Genomic DNA, 18,577 nt, shown 5'->3' on the forward strand with positions numbered 1-18,577 from the left:
TTTGGCGTGGGGGGCGGTCTGAGCGCCTAGCGCCGGCGGTTGGCTACAGCTCCCTCCCGCCCCCGGCGGCCGCGCCCCCCCCACTACAGGCTCGCGGCGATCAGCTACCGGACAACATCCGGCGGATCTTGCGGCCCAGGCGGGTCAGGAACGAATCGCTGTCGTTGCCAGCACGCATCGGCTTGGCCTGTACCTGCACCGGGCCGTTGTTGTTGGCCACTGCCGGTGCTGCACCCTCGGCACCCTCGACCGGGCGACCGTGACGACGGCGGCGACGCTTGCGCGGTGCGCGCTCGCCTTCCACTGCCGGGCTGTTGGCGGCGTTCGGTGCGCCTTCGGCGGCCGGACGCGGCGGCTTGGGCGTGCCTTCGGTATTGGCCGGGGTGCCTTCGACACGCGGCTTGCGCGGCGGACGCGGCTTGCCGTCGCCGCTGCGCTCGCCACGACGTTCACCGGGTTTGCCGCCGCTGCGACCACCACCACGACGGGCTTCGTCAGCGGCCTTCTGCTCGCGGGCTTCACGGAAGATGGCACCAACGCTCTCACCTTCTTCGCCTTCAGGCAGCGGCGCACGTTCGGGACGCGGCAGCGCAGTCATCAGTTCGGTGGTGACGGCTTCGACCGGGATCTTCTGCTCGATGTAGGCCTCGATATCCGGCAGGCTCATCGCGTAGCGCTCGCAGGCGAAGCTGATCGCATCACCTTCTTCGCCCAGACGTGCGGTGCGGCCGATGCGGTGCACATAGTCTTCGGCGTCGAACGGCAGGTCGTAGTTGTAGACGTACTTGATGCCGTCGATATGCAGGCCGCGTGCGGCCACATCAGTGGCCACCAGGATTTCCAGCTGGCCCTTCTGGAAGCGGTTGAGCAGGCTCTCCCGCTTCTTCTGCGGCACGTCGCCGGACAGCACGCCAACGCGGTAGCCGGCGCGTTCCAGCGCGCGCGCAACGCGCTCGACGAATACCTTGGTGTTGACGAACACCATGGTGCGCGCGCCTTCGCTGCGCGACAGCAGGCCGATCAGCAACGGCAGCTTTTCTTCGTCAGCCGGGAAGTAGATGCGCTGGCGGACGCGGTCGGCGGTGATGCTTTCGGTCTCCACCACCAGCTTCTGCGGCTCGTTCATGTGCTCGTAGGCCAGCTCCAGCACGCGGTGGCTGAGGGTGGCGCTGAACAGCAGGGTCTGGCGCGTGGTGCGCTCCGGCATGCGCCGCAGCAGGAAGCGGATGTCCTTGATGAAGCCCAGGTCGAACATGCGGTCGGCTTCGTCCAGCACGCAGATTTCGCAGGCGTGCAGCGAAACCACCTTGTGCTGCTTGACGTAGTCGATCAGGCGGCCGGGGGTGGCGATGATCACATCCACGCCCTGCTGCAGCAGCTCGCGCTGCTTGTCGTAATCCACGCCACCGTAGACCAGCGCGAAGCGCAGGCCGGTGTCGGCGGCGAACTTCATCGCGTCCTTGTGGATCTGGATGGCCAGCTCGCGGGTCGGTGCCAGGATCAGCGCGCGCGGATCTTCCGGCTTGCGGTCAGCCAGCGCCGGACGGGTCAGCAGGCGGTTGGCCACGGCGACCAGGAAGGCCAGCGTCTTGCCGGTGCCGGTCTGGGCCTGGCCGGCGACGTCGCCGCCCGGCAAAGCCACCGGCAGGGTCAGCGCCTGAATGGGGGTACAGCGGGTAAAACCCGCCCCTTCCAGGCCTGCCAGCAGCGAAGGCTGCAGGTCGAAGGAGGAAAACGTTACGTCGGTTAGCGGTTTGTCGCTCATTGGTTTCGTCTTTGTAGTGCCAGCCGGTCAGTGTGGCCGGGCAGCTTGCATCGATTCGGGCACCGTCGCACACTGCGGCCCCTGCGCCGGGTCGCGCGACACCTGGGCCCTGCCCACTGTCCGCGCAATGCCCCAGTTTACCGCAATGCGACCGCCAACCCGGCATGGGCAGTCGCATTGCACCAGGAGACTCCAAGTGAGCGATAAGGTTTTACACGTCGGCGACGCCGACTTCGACAGCGCCGTCCTGCAATCGAGCGAACCGGTCCTGGTGGATTTCTGGGCTGAATGGTGCGGCCCGTGCAAGATGATTTCCCCGGTCCTGGACGAACTGGCTGACGCCTATGACGGCAAGCTGAAGATCGCCAAGGTCAACGTGGACGAGAACCGCGCCACCGCGATCAAGTACCACGTGCGCTCGATCCCGATGCTGCTGCTGTTCAAGGATGGCCAGATCCAGGCCACCCAGATTGGTGCAGTCGGCAAGGGCCAGCTGAGCCAGATGATCGACAAGGCGCTGGTCTGATCCAGCACGGTCCGGCGGCCCCGTGCCGCCGGCCACCGGGCCAGCCTGACCGCGGCCCAACGGGGTTTTGCAGGCGCTTGCGCCGCCACGTTTGGCGGTGTTAGTGTCGCTACATCCGGCAGCATTCGCGTGCCGCACCCTCTGGACGGGTTCTCGTCCGGACCATCCCAACCAGTTCGCAGCCCCGCAGGGCGCTCGCACATCCAAGCGAGAGGAATCAAGCACTTGTCCGAGAACACTCCTTCCGAAACCGGGAGCACCGACGCTCCTGTCGAGAAGCGCGTGCGCAAGCCGCGTGTTGCCAAAGCCGTTGAAAGCGCCGACAGCGGTGCTTCTGCCCCCGCCCAGCCAGCTCTTCCGTTGCCAGCCGCTCCGGCTCCGGTAGCCGCCGCACCGGCACCTGCCCCGGTTGCTCCGCCCCCCGCGCCCGTCGCGCCCGCGTCCAGCAATGAAGGCCAGGCCCCGGCCGCAACCTCTGCCGGCGACAACGCCGTGCAGGGTGGCCAGGACAGCGGCGAAGGCAACAACCAGCAGCGTTACGGCCAGAACAATCAGCAGGGCCAAGGCCAAGGTCAGGGCAACCGCCGCGACCGTTTCCGCAACCGTCGCGACCGTGACCGCAACCGTCAGCGTGACGACAACGGCATGGGCAACGACGGCGGCAACGACAATTTCGTCCCGCGCTCGATGCCGAGCGTGCCGGAAGGCTTCCCGGTCTATTCGCTGAGCGACCTGAAGCGGATGCCGGCGCAGAAGCTGCTGGAAATCGCCGAACAACTGCAGATCTCCGAAGGCGTCGCCCGCGCCCGCAAGCAGGACGTGATCTTCGCCCTGCTCAAGGTGCTGACCCGTCATGGCGACGGCGTTGCCGCCGACGGCGTGCTGGAAATCCTGCCGGACGGCTTCGGCTTCCTGCGTGCGGCCGAAGCCAGCTACCTGGCCGGCCCGGACGATACCTACATCTCGCCCAGCCAGATCCGCCGCTTCAACCTGCGCACCGGCGACCACCTGTCGGGCCGCATCCGCTTCCCGAAGGACGGCGAGCGCTACTTCGCGCTGTCGATCGTGGACACCATCAACGGTGAACCGATCGAAGCCTCGAAGAACAAGGTGCTGTTCGAAAACCTGACCCCGCTGTTCCCGCGCAAGCGCTTCACGCTTGAGCGCGGCAACGGCTCCTCGGAAGACATCACCGGCCGTATCCTCGACCTGATGGCACCGCAGGGCAAAGGCCAGCGCGCCCTGATCGTCTCGCCGCCGAAGGCGGGCAAGACGATGATGATGCAGCAGATCGCCACGGCCATCACCACCAACCATCCGGAAGTGCACATGATCGTGCTGCTGGTGGATGAGCGCCCGGAAGAAGTGACCGAAATGCAGCGCACCGTGCGCGGCGAAGTGGTCTCCTCCACCTTCGACGAACCAGCCGCGCGCCACGTCCAGGTTGCCGAAATGGTGATCGAGCGTGCCAAGCGCCTGGTCGAGCACAAGAAGGACGTGGTGATCCTGCTCGACTCGATCACCCGCCTGGCCCGCGCCTACAACAACGTCGTACCGAGCTCCGGCAAGGTCCTGACCGGTGGTGTGGACGCCAACGCCCTGCACCGCCCGAAGCGCTTCTTCGGTGCTGCACGTAACGTTGAAGAAGGCGGCTCGCTGACCATCATCGCCACCGCGCTGGTTGAGACCGGCTCGAAGATGGACGAAGTGATCTACGAAGAATTCAAGGGCACCGGCAACAGCGAAGTGCATTTGAACCGGCGCATCACCGAGAAGCGCGTCTACCCGGCGATCGACATCAACCGTTCCGGCACCCGCCGCGAAGACCTGTTGATCGAACCGGAGCTGCTGCAGAAGATCTGGATCCTGCGCAAGCTGCTGCACCCGATGGACGAAATCGCCGCGATGGAGTTCCTGCTCGACAAGATGAAGAACACCAAGTCCAACGACGAGTTCTTCGGCTCGATGAAGCGCTGATTCCGGTTGGAATTGGCTGCAGACAAAAACCCCGCGAAAGCGGGGTTTTTGTTGTGTGTTGATTGGGCCAGCGCTGCCGGCTGCGCGGCTTGCGCCCCACCTGTAGAGCCGAGCCATGCTCGCCTGGGGCATTACCGGTGAAGCTGCTGCCGAGCATGGCTCGGCACTACAACTTGCGCCTCAGCTACCTTGCAGCGGGGTCAGCAGCTGCGGGCCGTTGTTGTCGACCAGATTGATGCTGCCATCGGCGAGCGCGTCCGGCGAAAATCCGAGCTGCTCGCGGTCATCAAGCCACGGTGCACTTTCACGCGGACCTGGGACGTAACTCACCCAACGCCCCTGCTCGTTTCCTTCAGGGGCACTGTTGTTCAACGAGTAACTCACCGGCACGCGCACAGTCCAATACGGCAGCGCGGCCGACGGGCCCTGCGTGGGAACGCGGAAGGTCCATTCCCTGGCACTGTTCCCGGCGCTCGTTGCCAGCATCGCGCGGGCACGCCGCTGCTCGCCCTCCTTGCTGAGGAATGCAAGGTTTACCTGCTCGGCAAACACATCTTCCACCTTGCCATCCCTGCCCACTTTGAGCACCAGGTAGACACTGCCTGACACGCCAGCGTCGAATGCCTGCCGGGGATACCTCGGTGGCTTCGAACTGATGATCGCAATGTTCTCCGGATCGTCATGGTCAAAGCGGGTGAAATTGATGCCACGCAGGCTGACCTCATAGTGACCATCGTCCAGTTTGCGGGCAATCACCCGCAGACTCATGGGGGCCAACGCGCGCACCGCGACGCCATCCTTGAGAATGGGCTCAAATCGCCATTTCAAGCCTGCATTGCGCACCACGCTTACCACCCCGGCGGGTAGCGCTTCCTCCTTCTCCAGCTGTATTGCCGAGACCGAACCGTCAGTTTCAATACTGACCTGGCCACTGATCAGCATACTGCTTTCAATCCGTTCGCGAACCGCGCTGATACCACCGCTGGCAGCATGGACATCCATTGCCCCACCCGTCATCAACGTAGCCACAACCATGCCTGCAAATACACGCCGCATTGCACTTCTCCTTGTGTCCGGAAAGCGGATTAGAGCGCAGCCCATTGACCACCACAAGCCTCAGGCCAGACGCAGCGCACGCGGATAGGGCGGGGTGTCCGGGTACAGCCCTTGCTGGAACCCGGCCTGCAGCCCCTGCCACCAGGCCGGATCAAACAGCTCCCCAAACTTCTCCTGCACCAGCTCCAGCGACGACCGCGGCAAGCCCATGAACAGCCCAAAGCGCTCAGGGAAGACATCGTTGGGCGCGACATGGAACCAGGGCTCGGCCGCCATCGCTTCCTCCTCGCTGCGCGGCTGTGGCCATGCACGAAAATTGCACTCGGTCACCAGGCACAGTTCGTCGTAGTCGTAGAACACCGCACGACCATGCCGCGACACGCCGAAGTTCTTCAGCAGCATGTCGCCTGGGAAGATGTTGTTGCAGGCCATGTCACGGATCGCCTGCGCGTAGTCCAGCGCGGCAGCGCGCGCCGCTTCTGCACCCTGCTCGCGTAGGTAGAGATTCAATGGCCGAAACCGACGCTGCACGTAACAAAGCGCAATCTCGACCTCGTCGCCATCGACCCGCACGCTCTGGCTGCACTCGTCAACCAACTCCTGCAGCAGCGCCGGCGCGAACCGCTGGCGCGGGAAACGCAGATGGCGATACGGCTGGGCATCCAACAGGCGACCGATACGATCCAGGTTGAACACCAGCGCATACTTGCCCTCCACGTCCTGTCGGCTCATCGTTTTCGGCCAGGCAAAACGATCACGAATCAGCTTGAACACCAGCGGGTAGCTGGGCAGGGTGAATACCGTCATCACCATGCCGGGCGTGCCATCAGCGTGCACCAGCTGCTCGTTGTCGTGCTGCTGGAAGTGGCTGAAGAAGGTGCGGTAACGCTCGGTCTTGCCCTGCTTGGCCCGGCCCAGCACCGTGTAGATCTCGTCCACCGGTTTGCCCGGCAGGATGCTGCGCAGGAACACCACTGCATCGGCCACGGTCGGCAGGTCGGCCTGGAAGTAACTACGTGAGACGCCGAACAGATGCGCCACATCGCGGCGACGACTCAGCACCGCCTCCACGCGGATGCCGTTCTCATCATTGACCAGCGCAATCACACACGGCGAGAACCGATGCTCGCCGAACACCCGCCCGACCAGATAGGCGCGGCGCTCGCGGTAGAACACGGTCTGCAGCAACTCTATCGCGCGTACCGGGTACGGCCCCCAATGGGCGAGGTCATCCTGCAGCCGCACCGCGATGGCCGCCGCACAACGCAACTGGTGCGCGTAAGGCAGGTCGAACGCATAGTCCGCCAACAAGCGTGAGAACGCTTCGGCTGGGCGCGCCTCGGACACCGCGTAAACATGCCTCGCAACTGGATGGGTAATGGCATCGGATGGTTCGATGTCCAGCGCCATGAACTCGATGCTGTCATCCACGCCGTGAGTGGCGAACAGACGGCGGGTGAGCGTGTTGTAGAAGGTCTTGTAGAGCTCGCCGTCGATGCGGCCTTCGATCAACCCGGCGAAGTCCTGTTTGACCTGCCGCCACAACAGCTGCAACTCGCCACCGCCCTGCAGCAGCTGATCCAGCTGCGCGCGGCACTGCGCGACACAGACGTCATACAGCTCGATGCGTTCTACTGCATCGGCTTTGGCACCGGCCCAATCGCGACGTTGGAAGCGCTCGCGTGCACGCCGACTGATCTGGGCGAAGTCGCGATGGTAATCCTCGAAGCCCTGCGCGATGCAGCTGGCGATGCTGGCGGCCAACGTGCTGTCTGTCACCGACTCGGTCATGACGGCATGACCTGACGTTGCCGAGGTGCTGGGTCAATGCAGGTACGGGGCAATCGCATGCGGAGAACACCGGGGAGTTGCGCTGACCATACGCCACTGGCTGCTGTTGGGGACAGGTCTGGGCACGGGGCAGCTCGTGGAGTGCGGGTCTTGCGCCAAAAGCCCCCCTCCCCAACCCTCCCCTTTGCGACGCAAAAGGGAGGGAGCGAAGCACGCATTCGCGCCCTGTTGGTTGTCGGCAGACGGCCATGCCCCCCCTCCCTTGCGCGCAGCGCAGGGGAGGGTTGGGGAGGGGGGCTTTGGCCTTGGCCTTGGCCTTCGCCTTGGCCTTGGCCTTGGCCTTGGCTTTGGCTTTGGCCTTGGCTTTGGCCTTGGCTTTGGCCTTGGCTTTGGCCTTGGCGTTGGACTTGGCTTTGGCCTTGGCTTTGGCCTTGGCTTTGGCCTGGGCGTTGGCCTTGGCTTTGGCCTTGGCTTTGGCTTTGGCTTTGGCCTTGGCCATGGCCTTGGCTTTGGCCTTGGCCTTGGCTTTGGCTTTGGCTTCTTTCTTTTGATTTAGCCCTTCTCCCGCCCGCGGGAGAAGGGTTGGGATGAGGGGAGCTTATGCTTTGGGCTCCAATGCAGCCGCAGCTACCGCCAACCTCACTCCCCGGACAACTCCGCCTGGATCTTGCGCCCACACTCGCGCGCACTCCAAAGCACATGTCCGATCACACTGCGCTGGCCGCAAGCGGCCATCAACAACAACGAACCACGCGGCAACTGGATCGATTGCATCAACACCTTGCCTTCGCTCGCCTCCAGCATCAGCACATCCATCGTGCCCAAGGCCAGCTCGCGGCCAACCGCCGAAGCCAGCGCCAGCATGGCACTGGTCATGGCTGCCAGACGCTCGCCGCTCGAGGTCTCCGTGGCTGCCTGTGCCAGGACAAAGCCATCGATGCTGGCCACCACGGCGGCACGCACGCCATCCACCGAACTGGTGAACTCCTGCAGCCGTTGGTCTATCGCAGCGACCTCCCAGTCTTCCAGCAGTGCAATCGCCTTGGCCTCAGTCATGGACACCCACCAGGGCTGCAGCTTCGACCTCACCCATCAGTACATCCATCAGCAGCATCACCGCATCCTCCGAGCGTGCGTCGAACGGCACCAATGGCAACGGCCGGCCGGCGGTCTTCTGTGCCTGCAGCAGGCAGGCATCAAGATCCACGTCCGGCACAAGATCGAATTTGGATACGCCAATCACCGCCGGAACCGTCCCGGCGTGTTCACGTAAGGCCAGCAGGTAACGTTCCATTTCCTGCGCCACGTCGGGACTGGAGGCGTCAGCCAGGATCACCACGCCACGCGCGCCTTGCAGCAGCACCGGCCAGATGAAGGAGAACCGCTCCTGCCCCGGTGTGCCGTACAGGCGCAGCCGATCGCCATTGGGAAGACTCACGTCGGCATAGTCCATCGCCACCGTGGTTGCCAGTTTGGAGGAACTGGCATCGGTATTGAGTACGTCGGTATCAATGACGGTGCCGCCCGCTACAGCGCGCACCAGCGTCGACTTCCCTGCCCCCATGGCGCCCAGAATCACTACCTTGTGTTCGATCATGCATGGGTTCCTGTACGTTGGCGGACGCTGCGCCACATGCGTGCCAGCAAGGCGCTGGCACCAAGCTTGCCCGGCACCGTCGGCGGCCCAGCGGCGGGCTCTGGCAGCTGCACCGTGGCATAGCCACACAGGTAGGCCGAGCGCATGAAGGCGCGGGTTGCGTTGCCGTCCAGTTCCAGCAGCTCGGTGCACTCGGTCAGAGTGCAGGGCTTCTTCAGCAGCAGCGAGCACAACCTGAAACCATCGTGTTGATGGGCGAGCACACGGAAGTCCGGCCAGCGCAGCAGGCTCACGCGCGCGTTCTGTTGCAGACGTCGATCAAAGTCGGTCCAGTTGTCGCCGTACTGTGCCATCTGCCATAGCAGCGGCCGCAGCGGCTGCCGCGACAGGTTCTCCGCCAATGCCTGGAAACGCGCCAGCGACAACTCCTGCAGCGCAAGCAGCTCGAATACATCACCCAGCTGCTGGGCCAGGCTAGGCCCCTGCATTGGATGCACGTAGAGCGGAACCATCTGATCGTGCTCGAAATCAATCAGTAGTTGCGGTTGGCCCTGCAAGGACAGCACCGCACGCCCCTGCTTTTCCTGCAGGCGTTGCCGTAGCAGACGGGTTACCTGCTTGGCACCGCTGGCCAGATACAGACCATCAGTGGTGGTTGGCGTGGGTGGCGGGGCCAGCGCATGCTGGATCTGCGCCCGATCCAGATGCAGTTCGCCGCTACTGCGGCCATCGTGTACGGCGCCAGCATCATCGTGCAGCCATAGCCGCATCGCCGGCCGCTTGCTGGCCATGTGTTGGGCTGCGCTGCGCAACGCCGGGGTATCGCGGACCAGGAGCAGATCACACTGGTCAAGATCGACACAGCGTTGCAGGCCCTCCGGCGGTAACCCTGCAATCTCCCTCAATCGCCCGAGGAGCGTCTGCTCCTCCCGGGTGTCCGAGCCCACTACCAGCACCCTGGTCATGCCTCTTCCCCTTTTTGACGCGCTCGCGTCATGCGATTCCCTGCGTGTCGGATGAGGCTATTCCAGAAGCTGCATGTGAAAGGGTGATTGGACCCACAATTCGATTTTTCAGTGGACCTTTCAACACCCGACCTTGGTCGTATCTACACACGGCCATCACACCAAAACAAGAAAGCCTGCGTCCATGACGGACGCAGGCTTTCGATGTGTAACGGCAGCTACAACACGCCGCTACTGCTCTTACGATTGATCAGCCCTTGAGGCTGGCGATCGCGGCATTGAGCGTGGCACTCGGGCGCATCGCCGGGCCAGCCTTGGCCAGGTCAGGACGGTAGTAGCCACCGATGTCCACGGCCTTGCCCTGCACTGCTGCCAACTCGTCAACGATCTTCTGCTCGTTGCTGGTCAACACCTCGGCCAGCGGTGCGAACTTTGCCTTCAACGCGGCGTCGTCGTTCTGCTCGGCCAGCGCCTGCGCCCAGTACATGGCCAGATAGAAATGGCTGCCGCGGTTGTCGATGCCACCCAGCTTGCGCGACGGCGACTTGTCGTTGTCCAGGAACTTGCCGTTGGCAGCATCCAGCGCGTTGGCCAGCACCGCGGCGCCCTTGTTGTCGTAACGCTGGCCCAGGTGTTCCAGCGACGCGGCCAGGGCCAGGAACTCACCCAGCGAATCCCAACGCAGGTAATCCTCTTCGACGAACTGCTGCACGTGCTTCGGTGCCGAACCACCGGCGCCGGTTTCGAACAGGCCGCCGCCGGCCATCAGCGGCACGATCGACAGCATCTTGGCGCTGGTACCCAGCTCCAGGATCGGGAACAGGTCGGTCAGGTAATCACGCAGCACGTTGCCGGTCACCGAGATGGTGTCCTCGCCCTTGCGGATGCGCTCCAGCGACACGGCGGTGGCTTCTTCCGGCGACAGGATGCGGATATCCAGACCATTGGTGTCGTGGTCCTTCAAATACTTTTCGACCTTGGCGATCACCTGCGCATCGTGGGCACGCTTGGCATCCAGCCAGAACAGCGCCGGGGTGTTGCTCAGGCGGGCACGGCTGACGGCCAGCTTCACCCAGTCCTGGATCGGTGCGTCCTTGGTCTGGCACATGCGCCAGATGTCGCCGGCTTCGACGGCGTGTTCGAACACCACGTTGCCGGCTTCATCGGTGACCTTGACCACGCCATCGGCAGCGATCTGGAAGGTCTTGTCGTGCGAGCCGTATTCTTCGGCCTTCTGTGCCATCAGGCCGACGTTCGGCACCGAACCCATGGTGGCGGGATTGAACGCGCCGTGCGCCTTGCAGTCTTCGATAACGGCCTGGTACACGCCGGCGTAGCAGCGGTCCGGAATGACGGCCTTGGTGTCCTGCAGCTTGCCTTCGGCATTCCACATCTTGCCGGAGTCACGGATCATCGCCGGCATCGAGGCGTCGACGATCACGTCCGACGGCACGTGCAGGTTGGTGATGCCCTTGTCCGAGTTGACCATGGCCACGGCCGGACGCTTGGCGTACTCGGCAGCGATGTCGGCCTTGATTGCTTCCTGCTCGGCTTCCGGCAGCTGCGACAGGCGCGCGTACAGGTCACCGATACCGTTGTTGGAATCGAAACCAATCTGGGCGAGGCTGGCAGCGTGCTTGGCCAGCACGTCCTTGTAGAACTCGTCGACCACGACGCCGAACATGATCGGGTCGGAGACCTTCATCATGGTCGCCTTCAGGTGCAGCGAGAACAGCACGCCCTGCTCCTTGGCATCGGCAATCTGTGCGTCAACGAAGGCGGCCAGCGCCTTGCGGTTCATCACCGAGGCGTCGACGATCTCGCCGGCCTTGACCGCGGTCTTGGCCTTCAGCACAACGGTGTTGCCGTCGTTCTGCACCAGTTCGATCTTCAGGCTGCCGGCGTTGGCGACGGTGGCCGACTTCTCACTGCCGTAGAAGTCACCGCCGTCCATGTGCGCGACGTGCGACTTGGAGTCGGCAGTCCAGGCGCCCATGCGGTGCGGGTGCTTGCGGGCGTAGTTCTTCACCGACAGCGGTGCGCGGCGATCGGAATTGCCTTCGCGCAGCACCGGGTTGACCGCGCTGCCCTTGATCTTGTCGTAGCGGGCCTGGATGTCGCGCGACACGTCGTCGGTCGGTGCGTCCGGGTAGTTCGGCAGGATGTAGCCCTGTTCCTGCAGCTCCTTGATCGCGGCCTTGAGCTGCGGCACCGAGGCCGACACGTTCGGCAGCTTGATGATGTTGGCTTCCGGCTTGGTGGCCAGCTCGCCCAGTTCGGCCAGATCATCGCTGATCTTCTGCTCGTCCTTCAGGAAATCCGGGAACTGCGACAGGATGCGGCCAGACAGCGAGATATCGCGGGTTTCGACGGCAATGCCGGCGGTCGCGGTAAAGGCATCGACGATGGGCAGCAGCGACTGCGTGGCCAGGAACGGAGCTTCGTCGGTGAGCGTGTAGATGATCTTCGGCGTATTCGACATGGGGGCAAAAACTCTCTTGCTGACGGATGCGGTGCGTGGAATGGCAGCGGCGATGGGGCAGGCGCACGGCCATCCAGTGGGCCTGCGCGCAATCCCTACCCGGCTGCCGGATGAGGAAACCCTCGCATTGTCGCGTTTTCGACGGGAGCGGGCAAAGCAAATCCATACGCCAAGGTAGGGAGCGGCACGCCATCTGCGCTAGGAGATGGCGCAGGCCTTGTGCTGTCTTGCTCATGCCGATTGCAGCAGCGGTGGTCTCAGCTGCAACCACCCGTGCTGTACACGGGCGGGTGCAGACAGTGCGCAAATCAAGGTCCGCGCGCAATGTTGTGTTGTCTGTAGGAGCGGCGTCAGCCGCGAAGCTGAGGTTGCCTCAAAATCCCCGCCTGATGATGTCCCTGCTTCGCGGCTGACGCCGCTCCCACAAGAAAAATCAGCTGCCCGATACCTGACATCGAATTCTGGATGGCTTGAATACTCAAGCGAATAGCCTTGCGGATCGCGCGAATAAAAAAAGGCGCAGCCTGGTGGCTGCGCCCATGCGTATCACCGGCGGGAGAGAGTTCGCCGGCTTACGCCTTGCTCACTTCACCTCGAACTGCTGCTGGGTACCGGCAGCCTTGCCGTCGACTGTGACGTCGGCGGTGTACTTGCCAGCCGGCCACGGCTTGCTGTTGGCGAATTCGATGTTGGTGGTCCCAGCGTCGGTGGCGTTGAGCGTGGCGCTCTGCTCACCGGCCACCTGGCCATCCTGATAGGTCAACTTGGCGGCCACCGGCACATTGCTGGCGGCACCACTGGTCTTGACCGAGACGATGATCTTGTCCTTGGCAGCCAACACGGCAACCGGCGCCACCGAAAGATCAGCCGCAGCCGCGTTGCCAACGGTCACCGCGGTCACTGCGAGAACGGGCGCTGCGGGCGCAGACTCGACCATCGGTGCCGGGGCAGCAGCAACCGGCGGCGGTGGCGCGACCTCTTCTTCCTTCTTCTTGCAACCAACCAGTGCGACGGCACCGACCACAGCGATCATCAAGGCACTGCTAAGTGAAGTCTTCTTCATGAATTGCTCCGAATCTGGTTTGAAAATACGTACATGGCGACGTCGGGGATCAACCCTGGCGTGCAGGAATCTTCAGTGTCTGGCCAGGACGGATCTTGTCCGGGTCGTCGAGTACGTCGCGGTTGGCGTCGAAGATTTTCTTCCACGCATTGCCATCGCCAAGCAGGTTCTTGGCGATCTTTGAGAGGTTGTCGCCACTCTGCACCGTGTAGTGCTGTTCGCCGACGATCTCTTCCGTGCTGGTCACGGTAGCCGTGACACCGGAAAAATCCGCTTTCTCCACGATCTGTTCGGTGCTCGTGACGGTCCCGGTGACACCAGAAAAATCAGCTTTCTTTTCAGTACTGCTCATCCAGGTTGCTCCTCCGTGACTGACAGGGAGCAACGATTGCATGAGGCCTGTTAAGGTTTCATCGCGCCGACGTAAAAACCTGCGTACGCAGCTGAATGTTTATTGACGCAGGTCGCGGATCGGGACGCTGTCGGCCAAGCCAGGGCTGGCCCGGCGCGGGTTGATGTCCAGCCCGCCACGGCGGGTATAGCGTGCCTCCACTTCCAGCGTGGCTGGCTGGCAGCGCTGGCTCAGCTCCAGGAAGATCCGCTCCACGCACTGTTCGTGGAACTCGGCATGGTCGCGGTAGCTGACCAGATAGCGCAGCAGGCCTTCGCGGTCGATGCGTGGGCCCTGGTAGCGGATGCTGACGCTGGCCCAGTCCGGCTGGCCGGTCACCGGGCAGTTGGACTTGAGCAGGGCCGACACCAAAGTCTCGCTGACCACGGTGCCGGCATCGGCCAGCAGCAGGTTCGCATCAGGCGGGCCATAGCTGTCGATGGCGACATCGAGGTGGTCGATGCTCTCGCCCGGCGCCTGGGCCACCTCTGGCAGGCCGAACTCGACCCGCACATCGGCACCGGCGCAGGCCGACAGGTCGGTGGCAATGCGCTCGCGCACGGCTTCGGCACGGTTGAAACGTGCCCCATTGAGCGAGTTCAGGTACAGCTTGAGCGACTTGGACTCGATCAGGTTCGGCGAGGTACCCGGCACGTACAAGGTGGCGGTCTCCACGCAGGGCTTGCCGCGTGCGTCCAGCCAGCCCAGCTCATAGATATGCCAGCGGTCCTCGCCGACGAACGGCAGTTCGCTGCCCAGGCCGATCTCGGCACGGGCGCCGGCGCGCGGGATCGGGAACAGCAGACTGGCGTCGTACTGGCGGGGGTAGTCGACCTCACGGCCGAGGCTGGAATCTTGGGGAGTGTTCATCCCCGCCATTGTAGTTGCGCCAGCTTGAGCGCCGGATATACCGAGGCGCTCATTCTCAGGAAAACCGGTATCTGGCGCAGCTTCAGTTCAGCAGCCGCGCCCACCACGACTTGCTGGTCTTGGCCTGCGGGATCTCCTCACTCACCAGCCGCATCACTTCCCGCTCCGGGTCCAGCGCAGAGGGGCCGTAGACCACACGGATGCGTTCCTCCTCGGTCGCCCCGAGGGTATCGCCATTGCTGATGACCATACCGTTTTCGATCAGGTAATCAACGATGCCGGTGAGCCGGCTGAACACGCCCTCGGCGGTGTCCCCGGTCTCGGGAATCTCGATGTCCATCAGGCCCAGCATGTCCATGCCGCGGGTATGCCCGGTCATCACCCCGTCCGGGCGCTGGCCGACATTGATCGCCACCCAGGCGATCGGCAGCGGCTCGGGCAGGGTGGCCTGGGTCAGCTCGCGGAACAGGCTTGGCAGCACCACGTGATTGGCGCTGCCGAAGTAGACCGCCTCGATGCTGTTGGACACGGCCACAGCCGACGCCAGCACACGACTGAGCAGTGCCGCCTGTGCGACAAGATTGGCTTCCTGCCCGTCGTCGCTGAAACGCATCACGGTGACGATGGTGTGTGCGGCGTAGTCCACTGGCGCCGGCGTGGCATCCGGCCACAGCCGGCTGTGCGTGCAGATCTGCGCGACGTCATCGCCGATCTGCACCGGGATGGGCATCAACGCGATCAGGTAGTCCGCGTACTCCAGGCACAGCATCGGCGAATCGTCGTCATCGGCATCCTTGTTGACGGTGTCATCCGTCGTTGCTTCGCCCAACCGCAGCAGCGACTGGTCCAGGTCGGGCCAATCGCTGCGTAGCTGCGCAAGCAGGGCTTCGGCGGTGAGCTGAGGGTCGAACTGCGACTGCAGCAGCATGGCCAGGCTGGCTGTCATGGAGCGCCTTCTTCCTTGTAGGTAAGCCCCTGACACTACCCGGACTCAACCTGCCTTGTCACCGTGCAGATAATCCAGCGACACCTGCAACAGCGCGCGCAGGCCAACATCCAGTGCCTTTTCGTCGAGCAGGAACTTGGGCGAATGATTGCTGGGCGCAGTGGCCGGGTCGATGCCGGCACCGGTGGAGCCGACGAAGAAGAACATCGACGGCACCTGCTGTGCGTACAGCGAGAAGTCCTCCGAGCCCATCTGCAACGGCGGCTCATAGACGTTGGCCTTGCCCACCACCGCCTGCAGGCTGGGCAGCATGCGCGCGGTCAGGGCCGGGTCGTTGACCGTGGCCGGGTTGCCGTCTTTCTCATAGATGTCGGTGACAGCCGTCGCACCGTGGGCGGCGGCGGTGTGCTCGGCGACGTTGCGCAGGTCGGCGAAGATCTGCTGACGCATGACCGGATCGAAGGTGCGGATGGTGCCCACCATCTCCACCGAGTCGGGAATGATGTTGTAGCGGATGCCGCCCTTGATCGCGCCGAAGGTGACCACCGCCGGCTGCTTGGATAGATTGACGCGGCGGCTGACGATGGTCTGCGCGGTACCGATCAGATCGGAGGCCGCGACAATCGGGTCAACACCGTTCCACGGCGCCGAGCCATGCGTCTGGCGACCATTGACGGTGATACCGAAACGGTCGGAGGCCGCCATCAGCGGGCCGCCGCGCACGGCGATCTGGCCGGCCTGCACGCTGGAGAACACATGCAGGCCGAACACCGCCTCCGGCTTGAAGTCCTTGAACAGGCCTTCCTTCAGCATCAGGTCGGCACCGCCCTGCTCCGGCGGCGGCGCGCCTTCCTCGGCCGGCTGGAAGATCAGCATCACTTCGCCGGGCAGCTTGTCGCGCATGGCGACCAGCGCATCGGCCACACCCAACAGCGTCGCGGTGTGGGCGTCATGGCCACAGGCATGCATCACCCCGACCTGCTCGCCGCGGTACTCGGCAGTGGCCTTGGAGGCGAACGGCAGGCCGGTCTGTTCGGTGACCGGCAGGGCGTCCATGTCGGCGCGCAGGGCGATCTTCGGCCCGGGCAGGCCGCCCTTGATGATGGCGACCACGCCATGCACGGCCACGCCGGTCTTCGGGCTAAGGCCCATCGCACGCAGGCGCTCGGCGACCTTGGCGGCGGTGCGCTCTTCGCGGTTGGAGAGTTCCGGATGGGCGTGGAAGTCGCGGCGCCAATCCACCACCTGTTGCTGCAGGCGAGTGGCGGCAGCTGCCACCTCCGGACGCTGGGCGGCATCCTGTGCCTGCGCCAGCGGGGCAAGGGCGCATAGCAAGGCGGACAGCAACACGGTCTTACGGGCCATCAGCAACTCTCCTTCCAATCGGGGACAGGGTGAATGTAGGCCAATCATGGGCCAAGCGCCTGTCGGCAGGGAACCGACACGATGTAGGTGATACGCCGTAGTGCCGAGCCATGCTCGGCAAGAGCCTTCCTCGCAGCCACCGACTTGTGGGAGCGGCGTCAGCCGCGAAGCTGGTGGTTCACCAGATCACAGAGCAATTGGTGGTTCCCAATGTGTCGGCTTCGCGGCTCACGCCGCTCCTACAAAACAACCAGACCAAAGACCAACTGGTGGTTCCGAAGGTGTCCGCTTCGCGGCTGACGCTGCTCCCACAGCATTCCTGCAGGTTGATGCGACGCTGGGAAGGCCCCTGCCGAGCATGGCTCGGCACTACGAAATCGAGTCAACCGATGCCGCGATGGAACGTTCATCACCTGCACGGGTCTGTATGCGTGGCCCATCGGTCATGCCTCCATGACAACAGGCACGGCGGTATCCTCTGCGCCTTGTTTGCCCTCCCCTATCGGTTCCTCAGGAGTTTTCGCATGTCGCGTTTCTGGAAGATCGTACTGCTGGTCATTGCAGTGCTGCTGGTGGCCGGTATCGGCTATCGGGTGATGGGGGGCGGCAAGCAGAAGGCCGGTGCGGCGGCGGCAGGCATGAACCAGGGCGGCCGGGGCGAGCAGGACAAGGACCCGGTGCCGGTCACCGCGGTCAGCGCCGAGAAGAAAGACGTGCCGGTCTACCTGACCGCACAGGGCACGGTGACAGCGTTCAACACCGTCACGGTCAGTCCGCAGGTCGGCGGCCAGCTGCTCAGCGTCAACTTCAGCGAAGGCCAGGCGGTCAAGAAAGGTGATCTGCTGGCACAGATCGACCCGCGCACCTTCCAGGCCCAGTACGACCAGGCCGTCGCCAGCAAGCGCCAGAACGAAGCCCTGCTGGCCACCGCGCAGTCCAATTACGCGCGCTCCAACTCGCCGGAATACCGCCAGTTCGTCGCCCAGACCGACCTGACCACGCTGCGCAACCAGGTCAGCCAGTACCAGGCCGCGGTGGCCGCCTCGCAGGCATCGGCCGCGCAGGCCAAGGTGCAGCTGGACTACACCCGCATCACCTCGCCGATCAACGGCATCGCCGGCATCCGCGCGGTCGACCCGGGCAATGTGGTCAGCGCCGGCAGCCAGATCGTCACCGTGACCCAGCTGCAGCCGGCCTATGTGCTGTTCAACCTGCCCGAGCAGCAGCTCGACGCGGTGCGCAGCGCGCAGGCTGCCGGTCCGTTGCAGACCTCGACCATGGACCGCGAAGGCGGCAGTGTGGTCAATGCCGACGGCGTGCTGCAGGTAGTGGACAACCAGATCAGCAGCAGCAGCGGCACCTTCCGCCTGCGTGCGCAGTTCCCGAATGCCAACGATGCATTGTGGCCGGGCCAGTTCGTCAACGTGCAGATGAAGCTCAACGTGCTGCCGGGCGCGATCGTGGTGCCGGCGGAAGCCGTGCAGCGCAGCAGCACCAGCGATTTCGTCTACCTGGTGAAGGCCGACAACACCGTCACCCTGCGTGATGTGGTGCAGGGTGGCCAGGTCGATGACAGCCACGTGGTGATCAGCAAGGGCCTGCAGGCCGGCGACAAGGTCGTCACCGAAGGCCAGTTCCGCTTGAAGGAAGGCAGCAAGGTCAACGCACTGGCACCGGGCCAGGCACCGCCGGCACCGACTGAAGAACAGCTCAAGGCGGCCAGCCAGAAGGGCAACCGTGGTGGACGGAGTGGCCCGCCGCGCTGACGCGCTGGCCGGCACCC

16 protein-coding genes are annotated in these 18,577 nt (G+C 64.1%); 4 read left to right on the plus strand and 12 right to left on the minus strand.

Annotated elements, in window-relative coordinates:
* Positions 1-100: 100 nt before the first annotated feature.
* Positions 101-1,765, minus strand: a complete 1,665-nt coding sequence (gene rhlB, locus ACVOLS_RS15880) for an ATP-dependent RNA helicase RhlB (protein ID WP_481546416.1) — start codon at positions 1,763-1,765, stop codon at positions 101-103.
* 196 nt (positions 1,766-1,961) lie between these two features.
* On the opposite strand from rhlB, the gene trxA reads away from it, so the two are divergent.
* Positions 1,962-2,291, plus strand: coding sequence for a thioredoxin TrxA (trxA, locus tag ACVOLS_RS15885; protein WP_057628040.1), 330 nt, complete (start codon positions 1,962-1,964; stop codon positions 2,289-2,291).
* A 225-nt stretch (positions 2,292-2,516) separates the two neighbouring features.
* Positions 2,517-4,268, plus strand: a complete 1,752-nt coding sequence (gene rho / locus ACVOLS_RS15890; protein ID WP_481546417.1) for a transcription termination factor Rho — start codon at positions 2,517-2,519, stop codon at positions 4,266-4,268.
* Positions 4,269-4,448: 180 nt separating this feature from the next.
* Here the strand turns inward: rho and ACVOLS_RS15895 are convergent, their stop codons facing one another.
* Together ACVOLS_RS15895 and aceK are read right to left on the minus strand one after the other, a co-directional pair.
* On the minus strand, positions 4,449-5,324 hold the full coding sequence (locus ACVOLS_RS15895; RefSeq protein ID WP_481546418.1) for an energy transducer TonB: 876 nt from the start codon (positions 5,322-5,324) through the stop codon (positions 4,449-4,451).
* A gap of 60 nt (positions 5,325-5,384) precedes the next feature.
* The gene (gene aceK, locus ACVOLS_RS15900) at positions 5,385-7,115 is read right to left on the minus strand and encodes a bifunctional isocitrate dehydrogenase kinase/phosphatase (RefSeq protein WP_481546419.1); all 1,731 of its coding nucleotides are present in this window, start codon (positions 7,113-7,115) and stop codon (positions 5,385-5,387) included.
* Positions 7,116-7,414: 299 nt separating this feature from the next.
* Here aceK and ACVOLS_RS15905 point away from each other — a divergent pair, with 299 nt between their 5' ends.
* Positions 7,415-7,666: a hypothetical protein gene (locus ACVOLS_RS15905; RefSeq protein WP_481546420.1), complete on the plus strand. Its 252-nt coding sequence runs from the start codon at positions 7,415-7,417 to the stop codon at positions 7,664-7,666.
* An 88-nt stretch (positions 7,667-7,754) separates the two neighbouring features.
* On the opposite strand, the gene ACVOLS_RS15910 is transcribed toward ACVOLS_RS15905, so the two are convergent.
* From ACVOLS_RS15910 to ACVOLS_RS15950, 9 genes are all read right to left on the minus strand, one after another.
* Entirely contained in the window at positions 7,755-8,171 is a 417-nt protein-coding gene (locus ACVOLS_RS15910; RefSeq protein WP_481508298.1) for a roadblock/LC7 domain-containing protein, read from the minus strand.
* The gene (locus tag ACVOLS_RS15915; protein WP_481546421.1) at positions 8,164-8,712 is read right to left on the minus strand and encodes a GTP-binding protein; all 549 of its coding nucleotides are present in this window, start codon (positions 8,710-8,712) and stop codon (positions 8,164-8,166) included. The genes ACVOLS_RS15910 and ACVOLS_RS15915 overlap by 8 nt, the downstream gene beginning before the upstream one ends.
* The gene (locus tag ACVOLS_RS15920; RefSeq protein ID WP_481546422.1) at positions 8,709-9,677 is read right to left on the minus strand and encodes a hypothetical protein; all 969 of its coding nucleotides are present in this window, start codon (positions 9,675-9,677) and stop codon (positions 8,709-8,711) included. The genes ACVOLS_RS15915 and ACVOLS_RS15920 overlap by 4 nt, the downstream gene beginning before the upstream one ends.
* Before the next feature lie 250 nt (positions 9,678-9,927).
* The gene (locus ACVOLS_RS15925) at positions 9,928-12,159 is read right to left on the minus strand and encodes an NADP-dependent isocitrate dehydrogenase (protein WP_481546423.1); all 2,232 of its coding nucleotides are present in this window, start codon (positions 12,157-12,159) and stop codon (positions 9,928-9,930) included.
* 583 nt (positions 12,160-12,742) lie between these two features.
* Positions 12,743-13,222 carry a hypothetical protein gene (locus ACVOLS_RS15930; RefSeq protein WP_481546424.1) on the minus strand — a complete coding sequence of 160 codons (480 nt, stop codon included), beginning with the start codon at positions 13,220-13,222 and terminating at the stop codon, positions 12,743-12,745.
* Positions 13,223-13,271: 49 nt separating this feature from the next.
* Entirely contained in the window at positions 13,272-13,574 is a 303-nt protein-coding gene (locus tag ACVOLS_RS15935; RefSeq protein ID WP_481546425.1) for a LysM peptidoglycan-binding domain-containing protein, read from the minus strand.
* A gap of 99 nt (positions 13,575-13,673) precedes the next feature.
* On the minus strand, positions 13,674-14,483 hold the full coding sequence (gene queF / locus ACVOLS_RS15940; protein ID WP_481546426.1) for an NADPH-dependent 7-cyano-7-deazaguanine reductase QueF: 810 nt from the start codon (positions 14,481-14,483) through the stop codon (positions 13,674-13,676).
* Positions 14,484-14,565: 82 nt separating this feature from the next.
* Positions 14,566-15,429 carry a DUF4261 domain-containing protein gene (locus ACVOLS_RS15945; RefSeq protein ID WP_481546427.1) on the minus strand — a complete coding sequence of 288 codons (864 nt, stop codon included), beginning with the start codon at positions 15,427-15,429 and terminating at the stop codon, positions 14,566-14,568.
* A 45-nt stretch (positions 15,430-15,474) separates the two neighbouring features.
* The gene (locus tag ACVOLS_RS15950; RefSeq protein WP_481546428.1) at positions 15,475-16,794 is read right to left on the minus strand and encodes an amidohydrolase; all 1,320 of its coding nucleotides are present in this window, start codon (positions 16,792-16,794) and stop codon (positions 15,475-15,477) included.
* Positions 16,795-17,318: 524 nt separating this feature from the next.
* Here ACVOLS_RS15950 and ACVOLS_RS15955 point away from each other — a divergent pair.
* The gene (locus ACVOLS_RS15955) at positions 17,319-18,560 is read left to right on the plus strand and encodes an efflux RND transporter periplasmic adaptor subunit (RefSeq protein WP_481546429.1); all 1,242 of its coding nucleotides are present in this window, start codon (positions 17,319-17,321) and stop codon (positions 18,558-18,560) included.
* Positions 18,561-18,577 lie beyond the last annotated feature (17 nt).

Source organism: Stenotrophomonas sp. STEN038, assembly GCF_056759895.1.

Bases quoted from the DNA above. Each gene is read 5' to 3' on its own strand.
- rhlB (WP_481546416.1), bottom strand. From the start codon at position 1,765: ATGAGCGACAAACCGCTAACCGACGTAACGTTTTCCTCCTTCGACCTG.
- ACVOLS_RS15895 (WP_481546418.1), bottom strand. From the start codon at position 5,324: ATGCGGCGTGTATTTGCAGGCATGGTTGTGGCTACGTTGATGACGGGT.
- aceK (WP_481546419.1), bottom strand. From the start codon at position 7,115: ATGACCGAGTCGGTGACAGACAGCACGTTGGCCGCCAGCATCGCCAGC.
- ACVOLS_RS15910 (WP_481508298.1), bottom strand. From the start codon at position 8,171: ATGACTGAGGCCAAGGCGATTGCACTGCTGGAAGACTGGGAGGTCGCT.
- ACVOLS_RS15915 (WP_481546421.1), bottom strand. From the start codon at position 8,712: ATGATCGAACACAAGGTAGTGATTCTGGGCGCCATGGGGGCAGGGAAG.
- ACVOLS_RS15920 (WP_481546422.1), bottom strand. From the start codon at position 9,677: ATGACCAGGGTGCTGGTAGTGGGCTCGGACACCCGGGAGGAGCAGACG.
- ACVOLS_RS15925 (WP_481546423.1), bottom strand. From the start codon at position 12,159: ATGTCGAATACGCCGAAGATCATCTACACGCTCACCGACGAAGCTCCG.
- ACVOLS_RS15930 (WP_481546424.1), bottom strand. From the start codon at position 13,222: ATGAAGAAGACTTCACTTAGCAGTGCCTTGATGATCGCTGTGGTCGGT.
- ACVOLS_RS15935 (WP_481546425.1), bottom strand. From the start codon at position 13,574: ATGAGCAGTACTGAAAAGAAAGCTGATTTTTCTGGTGTCACCGGGACC.
- queF (WP_481546426.1), bottom strand. From the start codon at position 14,483: ATGAACACTCCCCAAGATTCCAGCCTCGGCCGTGAGGTCGACTACCCC.
- ACVOLS_RS15945 (WP_481546427.1), bottom strand. From the start codon at position 15,429: ATGACAGCCAGCCTGGCCATGCTGCTGCAGTCGCAGTTCGACCCTCAG.
- ACVOLS_RS15950 (WP_481546428.1), bottom strand. From the start codon at position 16,794: ATGGCCCGTAAGACCGTGTTGCTGTCCGCCTTGCTATGCGCCCTTGCC.
- ACVOLS_RS15955 (WP_481546429.1), top strand. From the start codon at position 17,319: ATGTCGCGTTTCTGGAAGATCGTACTGCTGGTCATTGCAGTGCTGCTG.